Raw genomic sequence first — 17,866 nt, forward strand, 5'->3', positions numbered from 1 at the left:
AAAATTAATAACCCTGCTCTTCGGGGTCTTCTTCCCAGTTTTCCATGTCCTCTGCGTCTGTTTCTTCCTCGTCCGTTTCATGCTCCTGCGCATCACTACTATCATTAGCATACTCGGGAAAAAGCGCCTCTCGGGGTGGTTCGGTCTTTGCGGTTTCTGTTGTACTGCCGAACAGATCGGGCGCAAATTGGGCTGATAATTCAGATTTTCGTCTGCGTATTTCTTCCGCCTTTAGTGGAAACTCGTGTATTTCGGGCACTTTTATCCATGCCTCACGAAATTTCCCCTCTTTTTCCAGTTCGTCGGCTTTTGCCATAGCATCGCTGAATTTTTTGTCTTTGGCTTCCTGCTCTTTTTTCTGCTTGTCGTCTTTCTCTTTTTCCATAGCCGAGTGCTTTTTGGTGTCTTCAAGCTGTTTCATATAGCCTTCCATGTCTACCATAAGACCCGAAGCCGACTCCATGGGCGTAGTGATATTCTCAAAAAAACCGCTGTCGAGTTCCTCGGCTGTTCCCCGCAGGTTTAATGGCGGTATGCTGTGTTTGGCATTGTCCCCGCACGTCTCGTTTTGGAGCATAACCAGTACGATAAGCCTGTCCTCTGCCCCTTTGGCAATGGTAATGTGCAAATCGCCTATGATCTGCAACTGCGCTATCTGATTGAAAAAATTAGTTGTCGTTTCCATAATTTAATTTTAATTTTTTAATGATTGACTCTATGACGCTCTGCTCATCATGCCCTAACTTGTAGAGGCGTTCGATGTAGCTTTTCATATTTTCCTGATATTCCTTTTCTCCCTCTTCCCCTTTTAAGATAAGCAGATGGGTGTTCCATTCCCCGACGGCTTCCCTTATGATGGCTGTAAGCTTTTGGGCGTATTTTTTTTCGGCTGTCTGGCTTTTTTTTGAAAGCCCCACTTCTATATACTTGTCCAAAATATGCCAATACATACGGGCTTCCTTGCCTGTACTACGGTGTTTGCTGACAAATTCATTATAGAGATACAGCGTAAACTCAAAATGGTTTGGATACTTCTTTGCCATAATTCTTACTTTATTGTGTTATTTCAATTGTGCAAATGTTCAACCCTGCTCTCGCATCACTAAAACCTGATTTTAAAGGCTGTCACGGTTCGGCAACAGCCTTTGGTTTATCTGTCTTCCTAATTCAGGTTTAGGATTTCTGCTCCATCTGCCTGAAAAGCCGTGCACAGTTCAAATGCCTTTTGGGCTTTTCCCTGAGCTGTGCCTCCCATTACAATGGACTGCAGTTTGGCTTCATTGTCTTTGTATTTGCGTACATTCTGATAGTAGCCCGTCACGCTATTGTATGCCCCGAAAAGCGTGCCTTTGGTGGTATCCATCTGCTGAGATTCGCTAGTTATTGCGTACGCAAAAGCATCCTCTACGGTATTTTTAAACACGGTTGAAACTTCATCCTCAGCCCCTTTTTTAATTAAAGCGAGTGTTTCAGTATTGGGACATAGTGCCAACTGAATCAGTTTTTTAACTTCCTTGTCTGTTACCTTCACTTGAGCCCACTCATTGAAAATGTCTTCTAGCTGACTGCTCAGCCTGTCCGCCAGTCCCATTACTTTATGGGCATCGTCAAGGCGCTGTTTTGCCCCCGAAGTATGTCGGATGCGCACAACGTTGCTCATATTTCTAAGCGAAGCGTTAAGGGTATTTTGACATACGATACGGATTGGGGTAAAAGCCGCTGTGATGCTTCCGCTACCATCGTGGGAGGTGGTCAGGAAAATGTACTTTTCGGTCACATCATCCCCGTTTCCAACACGAATATAGTCAGGGAGTTTTGCCGTAATAAAAATACGCTCGCCTTGTCCGAGCGCCCCTGCCGTTTCGTACAGTATACCGTCGCCCCCGCCTACAATGGCATCAAAAAAGCTGAACGCTTCACGGTTCTGCACGATTTGGTAGTCTTTCCCAACAACGCCTAAAACGGCATTGCTGTCGGTGCGGATGGTGGCAAAGCAGTCAGGTACTGCCAGTTCCGTACTGCCCATTTCAATACCGCCCGCAGTTTGGATAATGCCCGATGCTTTTGTGTATAAAGGGCTTTTAGCTACCTCATAATCAAGCCCTGCATGCCTGATGGCTTCGGCGCTTGTCGGGTATTGCTCCACGATCTGCCCGAGCCCGTGCCATGCTTTTTCCTTTACGCTGAAAAAAGAATATTTTCCTGTATTACTGTTATAATTGATATTATGTGCCATGATATTTGATTTTAAAAGTTTGAAATTAAGATTGTTTAGAACCCTTTATTGCCTGCTCAAAACGGGATGTCGTCCTCAGGCTCTTTTGCGGTGACCTTTTTGTCTTCTCCCTGTCCAGTTTTCACCGCCTGTGCCCCTTCGGACTTCTTCCCGCCCCCGTGCAGTTTGATATTGGACGTGTTGAAATTCAGCCCCGCGCGCGGTTCCCCGTCATTTCCTGTCCACGCCCTTGCACTTACCATCCCTGTAAGTTCCACCACCGTGCCTTTTGTGAGCCACTCGGCAACCCTTGGGCTTATCCAGTAGGCGCACTCAAAAAAGGTGGTCTGCTCTACCCTGTCGCCCTTTTTGTTTTTGTAGCTCTCGTTTATGGCTACTGAAAAATTTACGACCTGTCTGCTGTCTGACAATGTGCTTACTTTCGCATCTTTTGTCACTCTTCCTGTAATGTTCATGATTTCTAGTTTTTAAATTGTTACTTTCTTTTTGCCGCCCCGCATTTTTACTTTATACTTTTTATTTTTTTTTAAATTTTATTCGGCAATGAGAGCAGGCGCTGTTTTGTTTCATTAGTACCGTTTTCAATATTTCAATTCTCATTTCTGACATTTTTTTTTATTCGTCTAAAGAGCCGCAGTATGCTATGTTTTGTTTCATGAGCATAAAAAGGTAAGTGTCCGGCAAAAGCAAGGCTCTGGGAAAAAATACAACCCGGATGGGTGGAGATTTTTTCCCAGACCTGAAAGGCCCGGCCTTGCTTTTGCTCAAGGACACGGACTACCTTTGCTCCTGAAATAAAACAAAAGCATACAGGTTTTTTGATAAAAAGTAAAAGGGAAGCAATTGTGATGCTATGGATAAAGAGTATTAAGAAAAAAAGCAGCCAGCACTAGTGTGAATTCTAAACGTTGACTCCGGAACCTATGAAGTATTGTGAACGACATGGGCTAAAAATACTTAGTGACAGCTATTTCGTCACAGCTAAAAAGATTTCGTATATTATTCTTATATTCGCTTAAAAATCTTACTAATGGCAAAAAGCCAACTATAAAAAGTCGTATTGGCACCATTTTATGACCGGTGTAGATTAAGTTAGTGGTGATTTTCCAGAGCAAAAACGTTAAAAATCAAAATATGTCAGATGAAATTATACTTAGCGCAATAACACATACACTTCGCACCTACTTAAGCTATGATGATTCTTTCATTGAATTTCTTTTAGAAAATCCGAATATTGTAGATAAACAGCGAATTGAAACGATTGAACATCTCGAAGTTATTATATTTCCCAACGACCATAATCCACCTCATTTTCATGTAAAATCAAAGGATTTAAAAATTGATGCTAAATTCCTAATAGAAACAGGCGAATTTTACAAAGGGACAATTGGTTCAAAAGACATCAAAAAAATTAAAGCATTCCACCAAAGTCCAAAAGGGAAAATTTTAATGGAAATTATTTGGAAGAAATATCAAAATTAACCGAAATTAAATCAAACAACAGTATGAAAGACCAAGATAAAAAAGAATTACTTAAATCTTTGAAAGTTGCAAAAGAGAACAAATTCAAATCCGCTTTAGACGATAATGCAGAACTAAAAAGAGAATTATCTATTGGACAATTGCGTACTCTAAAATTTGGATATCTCGGTAAAATCAAACGAAAAGGAATTCAAGATGAAGAACTTGATACAGAATTAGATAAATATAATGAACAAAGAAAAAAATTAATAGAGGATATTAAAAAAGATGGATTTGGATATATCGAAGATGAAGAAAATGATGATAGATATAAGAAATACGAAATGTAATTAATCAGAATAAAAACCACCACTAACACCTACAACATATTTGGGCAATTGGCTTAATGGAAAGTTGGTTTTGTATTTGGAAGATTTGGCAAATTCTAAGAATGGCTTAATTTAGTCCCTAACCGCTGAAGTACCAGAACGTAAGCAGTAATTACATAAAAAATGACGATGAGCAGAATTTTACAACATTATGACAATCTCTTAAAAGTATATACTGATGAAGTAACTTTATTTGAAAAGCAAAAAGAGGAATTTAACAAAGTAGCAGGTTCAAACAAAGACGTATCTAGTCCACATTCTGTAATTAACCATAGAATGTTCCATTTTGACGAATGGCTAACCAATCCATTCCATAATTATTTCTGCTATGAACAAAAAAAGAAAATTTTACCATTGTTGATTAGATTCATTTCAGAATTTAATCAACTGACCAATGATGAGAAAGAAATTTTTGAAAAATCTCGGATAAAAGACAAATACCAAGAGTTTTTGGATGAATTGTGGAAACCAAAATTAGACTTCTTAAAGTTTTTGGATTTATTAAAAAAGGAAAGGGACGAGCACAAACTAACCTTTAGATATCCCCCAAAACCTTCGCGCTCAAATGCTCATCGTCAGTTGGCTGAATTTGAAAAGAAAAAAACTGATTATTGGAAAGATATGGATTCAAACGAAAACTGTATAAAAGAAATTGCAGAATGGAAAAAAATATATGAATTTGAAGAAAAGTAACTACTGTTAACAGCCGTTACAAGAAAATGGGGTTTTTAGGCTAAATTTAAAGATAGTTTTGTACTTGTAAAATTTGTGTTTAATGGAAAAATCTCCCCTATTTATTCCCCCAACCTCTTGTACCACGAGAACGTTAGGCACAAGATTAAAAAAAACAGAATATGAACCAAAAACAGACTGCATTATTCGACGATAGGTTTTTAGAATCATTTGTTGGAAAAGGAATAATTTCAGATTCAAAAATTGCAATTATTGAACTAATTGCTAATTCGTGGGATGCAGGAGCCACTAAAGTTGAAATTATTTGGCCAATTGATAATGGAGATAATTTTTCAATTACCGATAATGGTCACGGAATGACGGAAAGTGAGTTCAATACCAGATTTAGAACATTAGCTTACAATAGACATAGAGAACAGGGCTCGTACGCCCAAATACCTCTAGACCATAAATTTTTGGTTGGTAAGCGACCAACATTTGGCAGAAATGGTAAAGGAAGGTTATCTGGCTTTGCATTTGGAGAATTTTTTCAGGTTAGAACTTGGAAAAATAAAAAGGAAGTAACCTATAAAGTATTCCCCGACAACACAAACATACTTGCATTTAGAAAGCTAGATGAAAAAGATAGAGAAGGTCATGGAACAGAAGTCTACGTTAAGAATGCACTAAAGCCAAATATTGATTTTGAAAGCATAAAAATCGAAATTGGCATGAGATTTATGACTGACCCACATTTTGAAGTAATAATAAATGGGGAAAAAATAACATTTTTAGACATTCCAGAAGATAATATTGATATAATAAAAATACCAATTGAAAATATTGGAGAGATTCAAATTACCATAATTGACGTCAAAGATACTGACAGGTCAACTCAACAACACGGTATAGCTTGGCACGTCAAAAATCGTTTAGTTGGAGAATGTACTTGGAAAGGTAGTAGTAACGAACATTTAATAGATGGTAGAAGAATGGTTGCTAAACGATATATTTTCATAATTAAAGCGGATTGCTTGGAAGATGCAGTCTCACCCGATTGGACAACCTTTTATCATACTGACCCGAAATATAAAATTATTTTTCCACTAGTTCAGGAAAGAATCAAAGACTATTTGTTAGATTTAAATAAAGTAAATAGAGAAGAAACATTCAAAGAAATTGAAGAATCTACTAGACCACTTTTAAAGAAGATTGGATTGGTAAGTCGAGAGAAATGGGAGACATTTATGACAAACGTTCAGGAAGAATGCCCATCGATTTCACAAAACGATTTAGAAAAATTAGGGAAGCTATTAGCTACACTAGAAAGAACTGAATCCAAATATGATTTACTTTCAATACTTTCTACATCATCAATTGAAGATTTAGAAGGGTTAAACACTGTGCTGAAAAAATGGGATATCAATTTAGCAAAATTGGTACTTGATGAAGTTGAATATAGAATGAATCTTATCGAAAAACTTCAAAGCCGGGTTCTTAATAATAATTCAGATGAAGTTCACGATTTACAACCACTATTCCACCGAGGACTTTGGATTTTTGGTCCAGAATATGAAACAATTGACTTTACTTCCAATCAAGGAATGACAAAAGTTATACAAACTATTTTCGGAGTTGAGCAAAAAGGAAGTTCAAAACGTCCTGATTTCGCAATCCTTAAAGATAGTTCGGTAGGCTTGTATAGTTATCCTAAATACGATGATGAAGGCGGAGAAGTTGGAATCGACCGATTAACAATTGTCGAACTAAAAAGACCAGGAGTACCGTTAGGAAATGAGGAAGTAAATCAGTCATGGAAATATGTAAAGGAACTTTTAGACAAAGGATTATTGAAAAAATATTCAAAAGTGAATTGTTTCGTTCTTGGTTCAGAACTTGTTCCATTTGAAGCTGAGAAAACAACCAAAATGGATGGCGCGGTAATCATACAACCTTTAGATTATGATACTGTTATGAGACGAGCAAAGAGCAGATTGTTGAATCTTTTTGATAAAGTAAAAAATGCACCTTATTTAGAGGATACTCGTATCAAAGAATATTTGAGAGAGAAAGAACAGGTTGAATTATTTTAAGTGTAAAAGCCACTGCCTAAATACACGCTACAAGCAATTTGGGAATTGGCTTACTGGAAAAATTTGTTTCTATTTGAAAGATTTGTTAAAGCTCAAAGATCACACGCTGATTTAACTTCAAATTGCTTGTGCCGCGAGAACGTTAGCATTAATCACAACACACCTTCTTAACAAAAGAACTTCAATGAGTAATTACGAAAATATACGAGCCAAAATTATTTTACAAAATTTCAGCATTCCAATTCTGCAAACAGGAAGTGATTACTTTCCAGATTTTTTAAAAGTAAAGTTTGATGAATATATTGCTTTTTATAGAAAAGAACTTCTTGCCAATGTTGACGAAACAATTCCGTTCGAAGGAGGTCTACCCAATGTAATAATTTCTAAAATCGAAAGTTTTTCAAGTGGTCTTTTAGAGACGATTAATAATTATTATGAAGGTAATATTCTTGAAGCAACTTCAACCTTTAATAGAACTATGGATGAAATTTTTTTTCATGACATAAATGCTTTAAATACATTGGATATCAATACTTCTTTTTATAGGGCTCGGAAAAATGAAAATAGAATGTTTAAAAAGGAAGATTTATTTCATATCAAATTTGAGCTTAGACATATTGTCTCAACTAATAGATATAGCGTTCCTGGATTTCCTGCATTATATTTAGGAGATTGTACATATACTTGTTGGGAGGAGTTTGGTCAGCATAAATTGCGAGATTTATTTTTCTCAAGATTTATAAACACTAAGGAATTAAAGATTATTCAAATAGAAAAAATTGAAGATTTACTTGAAAAATTAGAAGGAGGAAATGAAAATCAAAATATTTTGAACATTCTAAGCTATTTTGTTCTCTTCCCATTAACAATAGCATGTTCTATAAAAGTACAATTTCCATTTGCAAACTTTAAACCCGAATATATTATTCCTCAACTACTTTTACAATATATAAGTAAAAACCCTAAAATCGATGGATTAAAATTTCCATCAACACGAATTGATTATTCAAAATTATCTCAGATCAAAGGTTACAATTATGTTTTCCCAGTTAAAACAGTTGCTAAAACTGGATTTTGCAAAGTTTTAAGTAAAACATTCCATTGTACAGAACCAACGTCATTAGAGTTAGAAGAAATAATTAATAATCCAATTGGCATATCTCATTCTTCAGGTCCAATACATGATGGACGAGAAATCGAATTGATAAATGGAATAAAAAGTAAATATTCCAGAACATCTTTTGGTAAAATAGAATACCGTCTATTAAATAGAGGAACTGGGGAAATATAATCACTATTACTAACAGTCGTTTGGCAAGATTTGGAAAATTTGTGTTTAACCGAAAAATCTCGCATCTTTAGTCCCCAACCAAGCGCCAAACGTAGGCGGCAATGTTAAAAAAACAGACTGAATTCAAATGAAGGAACAATTAATTGCGACACTTGGGCTTTACAGACCATCATTTTTTAAAATGCAAGTCAACAGAACTTCATCTTTAAGAAAAAATTGCTTTAATAAATTGACATCACAAATTCACTTAATTACCTTCCATCAAATTTTTACAGACCTTAAACAAAACTTATTACTCAATGAAAGTAGATAACGACAACTTAAGATTTATTGCAATATTACTCGCTGTGACCTTATTCTGGGTCTTAGGATGGATTTATGTAGAAACGATGGTCCCACTGGACAAACAATCAGATTTTGGGAATAAATTCGGTTTTATCAATTCGCTTTTTTCAGGATTAGCACTTGCTGTGATTATTTATTCGATACGCCTGCAACAAGCCGAGCTCAGTCTGCAGAGAAAAGAATTATCTGAAACACGCGAAGAATTTAAAGATCAAAATTTTCAGACCACTTTCTTTAATTTACTTAAAACACAACAGCAAATTCCAAACGATATTAATGTAACTATTTCTGATTTAAAGGATTTTAATGAATATGAAAACCGGACTGTAAAAGGACGTGAATTTTTTGTAAATGCTAAAATAGAACTTAGCCGAATAAAATTCGCCCTAAAACAAGATGCGTATATGACATTTTCGGACTGGGAAGATTATCTTGACCAACGTGGAGCTCCAATAGATGATGAAGAAGGTGCAAATTTACTCAAGAGAAGGAAAGCTACGTACACTAATCAATATTATGGGATTAGCAAAGTTCAATGGGAACATTCAAAAACGCTTGAGCCTGTTCAATTTGCTCTTTTTTGTTACAAACTGTTTTTTAAGAAATTTCAATTTGCAATAGGTCATTATTTTAGACATATGTACCATATTCTTTTATTTTTGGAAGAAACCGAAACAGACAAAATAAATAAGAGACCCGAGAGTGAAACAAAGGAAATAAAAAAAGAATTTCAACGATATGCTAACTTTGTACAAGCGCAAATGGCTACACCTGAACTATTTCTTTTATTTTACAATTCCCTTTTTTTTGCTAAGATCCAAAAAGCACTGATCAAGTATAAAATACTTGACAATTTACTTCAAGAAGATCTAATTGATATAGAACACAACAATATCGAAGGTATCAAACTTAAAAGCATTCACGACCTAAATTAAAAATGAAAATTAATCTCTATCGTTAGATAATAAATGGACATTACTATTTTAATTGAAAAATTTGACTCACTAGCTCAGGAAGTAATCAATAAAGCTGAAACATACAGTTTTAATATTAAGGATCTTCCACATGTAAACAACTATGAAACAGACATCCGAAATGATTTAAATTTTAGTCTTATGTTTGTAGCTCTTAATAAAAAATTAAGCAGCTGCCTATATTGGTTTGAAGTAGAAACCCTTGAACACTGCAGTAATTTACAGAACTTACTGGATCAAAACCGTGAACTATTAAAGTCGAACTTACGTAGGTGCCCGCCCAAAAAAATAATGCTAATAGTAATGTCTTATATGTGGGAATTAGACGTGGAGGTATTCGGAAAAGAGACCAGTTAACAAATATTGCAGGGAGAATAGCCATTCATCTGGGTTATTATGTCAAAGGTTCCACTCAAGGATTGCAATTAATTCATTGGAGTAATAATCTAGATTGCAAAGTAAATCTAAATATAGTCCAGTTTACCGATCTGCCAAATGATTACTTAAATACAATTGAAAAAATAATCGCCTATAAATTAAAGCCCCTATGCGGCAAACACTAGTGGTAAAATAATAAAATTATACTTTCCCAAAGGTATCTTTCTTTACTAAATATCGTTTTAAAGATAATCCGATTATCACACCGGAAAACTACTCCTGTTTTGTGATAATGGCGCCCTGAATCACCTTTATTATTTTTAATTTTTTATAAGTCTTATTTGTAAGGGTATCTTTTGTATTTTTATCCAGTACTTAAACTACTCAGCAGTTATTAAACCAATTTTATGGGAACATTTGTTATTACAAAACGAGCAAACGGAGAATTTCAATTCAATCTAAAAGCCGGTAACGGACAGACGATTTTGACAAGTGAAGGCTACAGCACTAAAGCAGGCTGTTCGAATGGTATTGAATCCGTAAGAATGAATTCGCAGGACGACAGTAGGTTTGACAAAAAGGAATCCAGCAGCGGAAAACCTTATTTTAATTTGAAAGCATCCAACGGACAGATTGTGGGCAGCAGTGAAATGTATGAAAGCACTTCGGCCAGAGACAATGGAATTGCCTCTGTAAAAGTTAATGCGCCAGATGCCGGGATCATTGATTATACTGTATAAATGCGTGGTTAATTTTAATAACTCATACTTTTAATCCTTGTGTTTTTTTTATGATCGACATCCCAAATGAATATCTCAAAATAAAAAGTGATTACGATGATTTCTTAAATGAAGTCATGCGTACGGTCGGAAAATTACTAACCAGAAATCAGATTCCGATTGCCTTCGATGTTCTGGGGAGAACTAAATCCCTGGAATCTATTATCGAAAAAGCGCAAAGGGTTGATCTTAAAAAAAGCATTACTGATTTCCACGATATCGTCGGGCTACGGATAGTTTTACTATTTCCGGAGTTCAAAGAGAAAGTGGTCGAGTTACTGTGTCACGAGTTTAAGCTTTTAAACGATCCCTCCAAAACTCAACAGAAGCCTGATAGTTTCGGCTACAGCTCTATTCATTTAATCTTAGGAATTAAAGAGCAATGGGCATCAACACCAGATTGGGAAGGACATGCGGGCAAAAAAATTGAAATTCAAATTAGAACGGTATCAGAACATATCTGGGCAGAAACATCACACGCCCTATTTTATAAAAGGGAAGAAAATATACCCAACATAATTAAAAGAGATTTATCAAGGGTTTCGGCATTATTGGAAGTAGTTGATGAAAAGTTGCAGAGTTTAAAACAACAGGTAGAAGAGCACTTCAATAATGTTAAACAATTGAGCTACGAGGAAATTTTAAAAATGGATTTGAATTCAGAAACCTTCAGAAGGGTAATGCTCAAAAATTCAAATGATATTTACGATTACTCAGACTATAAAAACAAAGAATTAAGCTCCCGTGTTGAACATGATTATAATATCGTAAACATTAATTTGTTAGACACTTTAATTGCTGGCAATATTGACATTAGTGGCCTAAACAGCTCTCAATATGTCGATAAGGTCATATCCTTGTTGGAACAGTATAAAGAGGGAATAAACAAGTCACAGCAGGATAAGGATAAGCAAAAATAAATCAATTTAAATAATATTTGAATACCCTACAGCTGCTAAATTAGCAGCTGTTTTCTATAAAGTATAGGAGTAAGCTCCTTAAAATTTTTAAAATACTGCCCTAAATAATTTGATTTCGAACAACTTAGCTTTTAGGCGATCTCCTTAATGGAGATCTTTGTATTATGGAGCAGAAACTTGTGCGAGATGTGTCCCTTACGGGTCTAAATAGTGCCAGTTAAAGACAAGTGTCGCCTTATTTTGCTTAAAAAACTTTTAATCAATACAGTAGTGTTTTTTTTGTTGTCGTTTCCTTTTTTATAAAGCATAATCAGAAAAATATTTTACGAAAAAATACTTTATTTATTGCACCGCCCGTAAATTAGATACACAACAATTGGGTTCAAATTACTTTCTCCAAAACAAAATAGGGCGCTCCGGCAGCCCTAGCCCCGATAGCAGTGGAAATCCTTTTGTGCCGGGGTTCGGCACAAAAGATTGCAACGGATAGCGGGAAAAAGCTCCTAAAAAATAAGATAAAACCAAAAAAAATCAGTGATCAGCAAGTAAAACGACAAATTCCCATACAACAAAAAATTACGATCATCAAGACCGTAATTCTCAAAACCAAATCAAAGCCCCAAAACGCGCAGCCAAAAACACCCAGCCCCTATGACCCGCAGCACCCTTATAAGGAACCCCAAAGCGGCCCCAAAGACATAAGGGGGAAGGACATAGAAAAGGACCTTATAGAGAATGCCCCTTTAAAGGGGTCCCAAACTGATATTGATATTCACAAGAGCGATGAGGATGAAAGTGACCAATTTCAAACTAGTGAACACTTTGAACGCTTGCGTAGCTTTATACAACAATACGTAAATATTAATTCCCTACGAACGCACTGTCACTTAAAGTTTTCATAAACGCAATAAGGTTATTTTTTTCTTCTTCGGTGAGCGGAATCCGCTTGCCGTTATTTTTAAAAATCGGATCAAGGTTATCGGCATCCAGAACACCATTATCAAAATAATCCAAAACAGACCTTAAATCAGCAAACTGCCCAAAACTTCCATAAGGGGCCGTGTGTTCTATGTTTCTTAAAGTAGGAACGCGAAAACTCATAAAATCAGAAGCAATACCGGTAACCCTGCCGCGCCCTGCTTCATTGGTATTGGTGTTTATTGGAAAACCAATATTTCTAAAACTCTGATCGGTAAACAATTCCGTTGCGTGACAGCTGGCACATTTTTGCTCAAAGGTTTGATAGCCCTGCCGTTCACTTTGTGTAAAAGAGGCCGAGTTTTGTTTTACCTTATCGTATTTGCTGCCGGCAGAAATTAAGGTATACTCAAATTGTGCAATACTTTTATAGATCCTCTCAGGCGTGATATTGGCATCCCCAAAGGCTTTTTTAAACAAATCTTTGTAAGATGCATCACCTTTGATTTTCCCGATCACTTCCAAAATCGAAGAGTCCATTTCTTCATGGGTGATAATAGGAACCAGAGGCTGTGTTTCGAGCTGCAGTTTGCTTCCGTCCCAATTGTAAAATTTCAAAAAAGCCAGATTTTGAAGCGATGGCGTATTACGAAGCCCTACTCTGCCTTCAATACCGATAGCCTGGGCATTATGGTCTGTAAAAGCATTTGCCCGGATATGACAAGTAGAACAGGAAATAGTATTATCTGCACTAAACCTTTTTTCCGAAAATAGTTTCCCTCCTAATTCCACGCCGTATTTAGTGGGCCTGTTTTGGCTTACAAAAGCATTAAGCTCTGGAAATCCTGATGGAATACTGAGTGAAATTTCGGGATTATCAACAGCAATCATATCAGATTCATCATTGCTGCACGATACAAACAAAAAGGAAAGTAATAAGATACCGATTATTTTTTTCATTATAAATGAGTTTAAAAACAGAACCGCCTGACTTCTGAAAATCAGACGGTTCTGGAATATGAATTTAGTTTTCTACACTTGTTACAGAAAACATTCCTGAGATGTCACTTGATCCGTTTCCTGCCAGATTATCCACAAACTTTACCATTTGGGCAGCAGTATGAATATTTGGCGTTGCATTATCATTCATCCCTGTTCCTGTTGACAAGGTAATTGTATTTGCTTTTCCGCTTAATAATTTATCAAAATCAGCTTTAATCTTAATTTTCGGCGCTTTGCTGCCCACAACTGCATTGGTTGTCAGGTTCAAAGTAATATCCCTGTACGCATTCACACCCTGGGTGTAGTTTGGCGCAGTTCCTTCCACTGTGCTTCCAGTATGGATTGACATGGCTTTATTATCAGCATCATAAAACCCTTCCACTTTTGTAAAACGGTAGCCACTTCCCCATTCCCACATCATTTCTGTATCGTTAGCTCCGGCCGCAGCATAGAAATTAGGAAATCTTACCTGATCTAAAGTGTTTTGTTCTGGTTTGATACCCAAACCAAATTTAATCTGCTTGTAAGTGGCAGACGGTACATTGCTCAAAACATAACTAAGTGTCGCCGTTTTGGCCTGATCGATTACGGTTGCTCCTTTATCCAGATCATTTACATTGTACGGCACTTCATCGCCGTTATCCTTAACCAGGCGGATGTTGCTGATCACATATTTGGTTCTGAAAAATGATGCACCTGCCCTGCAGCTGATGTATTTGCTGTTGCTGATGCTGAAGCTGCATTGCCCAGAACAATAGTGTTATTCTTGAAAGTATTGTTGAATTCTAACGTTACATTGTTTGCTGCGGGATTATCATCATCACTTGAACACGATACGAATGCCAATGAGGCAATGGATAATAAAAGGTATTTTTTTAAATTTTGCATTTCTTTTGATTTAATTTTTGTTATTCTACTTATTAGTTCAGACGGGGTAACGATCATTTTAAACAGGCGGCGGAACAAAAATTTCCAAACAGGGTTCTAGTTGCCCAAATTCCTTATAAAAAATTTCTTTATTAGAATTTATGGCTTTTAGAACAAGAACTTTAAAATCAATATTCGACATCAAAGTCATGTCTATTTTTTTGCCAATACTAGTCAGTTCCAAATCCGTGTTATCTGATTTTTCTAATTCTTTTTTTAAGTGGCATTTACCATGGCATTGCAGTTCCGGCATGGCTTTGTTGACGCAAAACTCCTGTTCTATATTTTTTTGATCGAGTTTAAAGTGCACAATAATGAGTGCCTGCTGGAAAGAAACCAGCAGAAAGAGCATTGTCATTGTGATACTAAAAACTTTTCTCATTTTGATTAGAAATTCAATTTTAAAGACGTGAAAATATTGCGTCCCATTCTTGGGATATTTCCCCAGTCAGCATAAGTGCTGTAATATTCATTTAATAAATTCTCGGCACCAACCTGAACAACAGTTCTCACTTTATTGATTTTAAAATTATAATCGGCTGAAATATTCCAGATTTTATAAGCCGATGTAAGGTCTTCCCCGTATTCCGGACTGTAATTGATCTGCTCAAAATCACCATTTACAGAAGTCTGGATGCCGAAATTTTTGTGCATAAAATGAAGCGAAGTCTGATAACTAAGAGGACGTATAAAAGGAAGATTCCCTCCCTGATCATCCATTCCGCGCGCATAAGTAAGCGTTCCATTCCAGTGCAAATGCTCCAGAATATCGTAACTCACATTCATAGACATATTCAAAAGTGTGGCATAATCTAATGACGTATAGCCTTTCACTCCAACGGACTGATAGTTCATCGGGCTTCCCATGCTCAAAATCCTTCCAATGATATAATTCTCAATGTAGAAGTAATTGATTTTTCCCTGAAGGCTGAACCTTTCGTTTTTAAATCCTGCACTGGCATTTGCTTCATACGAAATTTCATTTTTCAGATCAGGATTCCCGATATAATCGTAACGGTCAAAACTATTGTAGATATAATACCCGTACCCTTCAGAAACCGAAGGTGCCCTGTGCCCGTAACCTGTTCCAACAGAGAAATTAAAATGATCAATATCCAAAGTATAACCTGCGTGAAGGCTCGGTAAAAACCTTGTTTTTTCCTGCGGCGCCCCGGGATGGAAAATCCAGTTGAACTCTACATATTTGGAATAATTGTAATTTACCCCCAAAGAACCGCCCAAATTTACCTGGCTTTTCTCTGAAAGATCCCAAGAATTATTCATCGAAAGTCCTGCGTAACGAGTTGTTACCCAAGGCCAGCTGTAGGCAAACATGGTTCTTTTGCTTCTATCCTGCGGATACATTCTCATTTCAGCAATAGAGAGATTATCATAAGCATTTAACTGTATTTCAGATGAATAACGGTTCTTTTTCAAGTTGGCTTTAGAAACCAGTCCATAAGTGGTGCTCCAGCCCGGCATGTCCATGTGAACCAGATTTTCAGGACGTGTAGTATCATCCATATAATGTTCAATGGCATTAAAATAAACTTTTGTATCGACCACTTTTACTACTCCTTCTTCAAATAACTGCTTATAAGAAGCCGATGTAATAAGTGCTCTTGAAAGCGATAAATCCATTGGCAGTGCCGGATAACCAACATCTTTTGCCATATCAAAAATTGCATCCACTCTTACAGCTGATAAATCAGTCGTTTTATAGGCAAAACCCAATGAAGTGTTGAATTTTTTATATTGCGAGTGTTTTACTTCCTCGTTGTTTCCATCATAATAATCGTCTGCTTTTCGGTAGGAAATACTCCCCTCGGCTACAAATTTTTCACCTGAATACGCCACATTTCCCAGATTGAAAAACTGTTTGTTATTAAACTCAAACCCGCTTTGATAGGCTCCGTTCCATTTTTTTTCCAGACCAAACGGTGTGCTTTTTCTTTTTAAATCAATGCTTCCCGCAACAGTTGCACCGTGAAGGCTTCCCTGCTGCCCTGATTTTATATCAATAGTCGAAAGATTATTGCTCTCCACATAAGAGGTTACCGGGTCCATTTTATCGGTACAAGCCCCAAAAATGTGCATCCCGTCAATGGTAACGGTAGAACGTTCGGTACTCATATTATTTAGCAGCGGTTCCCATGCATAAGCGCCGCGTTTGATAAAGCTGATATTATCTGATGACGACAAAAATTCATCAACAGAAACTGCCATTTTCATTTCGGTTTCGATTTTCTTTTTAGCGGCATTTTTTACCTGCACTTCTTCTAAGTTTTTTATAGTGTCGTGATGTACATGTGTATTTTGGGCAGTTACAGACATTCCCAAAAAAAATAACATTTTTAAATATCTCATGCTCTTAGAATAATGTATCAATATAAAGTTCACTTTTCACTCCTTCAACTCCGGGTGTAAAATCTGTTGGAACAACGGTTCCTTTTATGATCAGCCCATTTTGATTCATCATAATTAAATTCAAGGTCCAGTTTCCTGTCATTGTATAATTGACCACGCCGTGATACAAACCATCATTTTGCTGTGTGAGATCCTGATTATTCGGCGAAGAATGATTTCCCATTGAAGGCTCTGGCATTCTTGGGTCTAATTTTAAAGTATAACCGCTCACCTGTGAATAAGAGTACTGGGAAGGATCCGGAAAAACGCCTGCAGGAGCAGTTGGTGTATTGTATTTGTAAATACCGGCAACTAACTTATTTTCGGAGACTGTCGGTTTTTGAGGGGAAAGAAGTGCAATAATATATTGCTGGTCATCCTTTCCGGTAAAGGCTGTCATATTCAAATTTTTGTTGCTTTGCTTTTCAACCGAAATATCTTTACTAATGTCATATTTTTGATTGTCAGCTGTAAAACCCACATATAATTTCCAGCTGTTTGCTGCAGCGCTTTCACTTGTAAATACAGCATAGCCGGCGAAATATTTGTTAGCCGCATCATATTGAAGTGTGAAATCGTGCGGACAAGATGTTTTACTTCCATCAGCAGCGCTCAAAATGGGTAAAAAAGTTACCTCTGAGGAACTTACACTCTGATTGGTCTGCGTATTTGTAATTTTTAAATGAAGTTCGTTATACCCTTTATAAAATGTTCCGTTTAAAGCTTCAATGCTTATTTTATAAGTACCGCTGGTAAAGGAAACAGCTTCTTTAAACTCGTAATATTCCGGGACTTCAGAGCCTGTTTCAGCCTGGTAATCGGTTTTGTCGATGGTGCAGGAAGTAATCACACAAAAGACTGCAATGACTAAAAATTTAAAAGATTTCATTGATAATAAATGTTTGAAAAACGGTTTAAAATGCACCAGAAAGCGATCAGATTTTGAAAGCCAAAGTGCCGTGAGATTAAAATGGATGTTTTTAATTGAAATACTAAATCAAAGCAGATTTTCAATTATTGAAGACGATCAACAGTTTCTGTTGTAAAAAAGAAAGGGTGAATAGAAATAATAAAG

At 36.4% G+C, this 17,866-nt stretch carries 19 protein-coding genes; 9 read left to right on the top strand and 10 right to left on the bottom strand.

Annotation, left to right across the window (positions count from 1 at the left end; translation table 11 throughout):
• Positions 1–4: 4 nt before the first annotated feature.
• The 4 genes from ACHRV5_RS01500 to ACHRV5_RS01515 form a co-directional block, all read right to left on the bottom strand.
• Positions 5–685 (bottom strand): PRTRC system protein E, encoded by a 681-nt coding sequence (locus ACHRV5_RS01500; protein WP_395425495.1) that lies wholly within the window; start codon positions 683–685, stop codon positions 5–7.
• Positions 669–1,043, bottom strand: coding sequence for a hypothetical protein (locus tag ACHRV5_RS01505; protein ID WP_395425496.1), 375 nt, complete (start codon positions 1,041–1,043; stop codon positions 669–671). The genes ACHRV5_RS01500 and ACHRV5_RS01505 overlap by 17 nt, the downstream gene beginning before the upstream one ends.
• A 119-nt stretch (positions 1,044–1,162) precedes the next feature.
• Positions 1,163–2,236 (bottom strand): DUF932 domain-containing protein, encoded by a 1,074-nt coding sequence (locus tag ACHRV5_RS01510; protein ID WP_395425497.1) that lies wholly within the window; start codon positions 2,234–2,236, stop codon positions 1,163–1,165.
• 56 nt (positions 2,237–2,292) lie between these two features.
• Positions 2,293–2,691, bottom strand: coding sequence for a single-stranded DNA-binding protein (locus tag ACHRV5_RS01515; RefSeq protein ID WP_395425498.1), 399 nt, complete (start codon positions 2,689–2,691; stop codon positions 2,293–2,295).
• Between the two features lie 679 nt (positions 2,692–3,370).
• On the opposite strand from ACHRV5_RS01515, the gene ACHRV5_RS01520 reads away from it, so the two are divergent.
• From ACHRV5_RS01520 to ACHRV5_RS01560, 9 genes are all read left to right on the top strand, one after another.
• Positions 3,371–3,718, top strand: coding sequence for a DUF4160 domain-containing protein (locus tag ACHRV5_RS01520; RefSeq protein ID WP_395425499.1), 348 nt, complete (start codon positions 3,371–3,373; stop codon positions 3,716–3,718).
• Between the two features lie 23 nt (positions 3,719–3,741).
• On the top strand, positions 3,742–4,047 hold the full coding sequence (locus ACHRV5_RS01525) for a hypothetical protein (protein ID WP_395425500.1): 306 nt from the start codon (positions 3,742–3,744) through the stop codon (positions 4,045–4,047).
• Between the two features lie 168 nt (positions 4,048–4,215).
• The gene (locus tag ACHRV5_RS01530; RefSeq protein ID WP_395425501.1) at positions 4,216–4,779 is read left to right on the top strand and encodes a hypothetical protein; all 564 of its coding nucleotides are present in this window, start codon (positions 4,216–4,218) and stop codon (positions 4,777–4,779) included.
• 161 nt (positions 4,780–4,940) lie between these two features.
• On the top strand, positions 4,941–6,851 hold the full coding sequence (locus ACHRV5_RS01535; protein WP_395425502.1) for an ATP-binding protein: 1,911 nt from the start codon (positions 4,941–4,943) through the stop codon (positions 6,849–6,851).
• Positions 6,852–7,035: 184 nt separating this feature from the next.
• Positions 7,036–8,142, top strand: a complete 1,107-nt coding sequence (locus ACHRV5_RS01540) for a hypothetical protein (RefSeq protein ID WP_395425503.1) — start codon at positions 7,036–7,038, stop codon at positions 8,140–8,142.
• Between the two features lie 299 nt (positions 8,143–8,441).
• Positions 8,442–9,422, top strand: a complete 981-nt coding sequence (locus tag ACHRV5_RS01545) for a putative phage abortive infection protein (protein ID WP_395425504.1) — start codon at positions 8,442–8,444, stop codon at positions 9,420–9,422.
• A gap of 33 nt (positions 9,423–9,455) precedes the next feature.
• Positions 9,456–9,818 carry a hypothetical protein gene (locus tag ACHRV5_RS01550; protein WP_395425505.1) on the top strand — a complete coding sequence of 121 codons (363 nt, stop codon included), beginning with the start codon at positions 9,456–9,458 and terminating at the stop codon, positions 9,816–9,818.
• A gap of 428 nt (positions 9,819–10,246) precedes the next feature.
• Positions 10,247–10,579, top strand: coding sequence for a YegP family protein (locus ACHRV5_RS01555; protein WP_395425506.1), 333 nt, complete (start codon positions 10,247–10,249; stop codon positions 10,577–10,579).
• A 50-nt stretch (positions 10,580–10,629) separates the two neighbouring features.
• On the top strand, positions 10,630–11,538 hold the full coding sequence (locus ACHRV5_RS01560; protein ID WP_395425507.1) for a GTP pyrophosphokinase family protein: 909 nt from the start codon (positions 10,630–10,632) through the stop codon (positions 11,536–11,538).
• An 861-nt stretch (positions 11,539–12,399) separates the two neighbouring features.
• On the opposite strand, the gene ACHRV5_RS01565 is transcribed toward ACHRV5_RS01560, so the two are convergent.
• The 6 genes from ACHRV5_RS01565 to ACHRV5_RS01590 form a co-directional block, all read right to left on the bottom strand.
• A complete protein-coding gene (locus ACHRV5_RS01565; protein ID WP_395425508.1) occupies positions 12,400–13,416 on the bottom strand; it encodes a cytochrome-c peroxidase in 1,017 nt (338 codons plus the stop codon).
• Between the two features lie 64 nt (positions 13,417–13,480).
• On the bottom strand, positions 13,481–14,128 hold the full coding sequence (locus ACHRV5_RS01570; protein WP_395425509.1) for an MbnP family protein: 648 nt from the start codon (positions 14,126–14,128) through the stop codon (positions 13,481–13,483).
• Positions 14,125–14,346, bottom strand: coding sequence for a hypothetical protein (locus ACHRV5_RS01575; protein WP_395425510.1), 222 nt, complete (start codon positions 14,344–14,346; stop codon positions 14,125–14,127). The genes ACHRV5_RS01570 and ACHRV5_RS01575 overlap by 4 nt, the downstream gene beginning before the upstream one ends.
• A 58-nt stretch (positions 14,347–14,404) precedes the next feature.
• Positions 14,405–14,767, bottom strand: a complete 363-nt coding sequence (locus tag ACHRV5_RS01580; RefSeq protein ID WP_395425511.1) for a hypothetical protein — start codon at positions 14,765–14,767, stop codon at positions 14,405–14,407.
• Between the two features lie 5 nt (positions 14,768–14,772).
• On the bottom strand, positions 14,773–16,752 hold the full coding sequence (locus tag ACHRV5_RS01585; protein WP_395425512.1) for a TonB-dependent receptor plug domain-containing protein: 1,980 nt from the start codon (positions 16,750–16,752) through the stop codon (positions 14,773–14,775).
• A 4-nt stretch (positions 16,753–16,756) separates the two neighbouring features.
• Complete coding sequence (locus tag ACHRV5_RS01590; RefSeq protein WP_395425513.1) at positions 16,757–17,680, bottom strand: hypothetical protein; 924 nt, start codon at positions 17,678–17,680, stop codon at positions 16,757–16,759.
• Positions 17,681–17,866: the final 186 nt, after the last annotated feature.

The sequence above is a fragment of the Flavobacterium sp. FlaQc-52 genome, from assembly GCF_044007495.1.
Lineage (GTDB): Bacteria > Bacteroidota > Bacteroidia > Flavobacteriales > Flavobacteriaceae > Flavobacterium > Flavobacterium cupriresistens.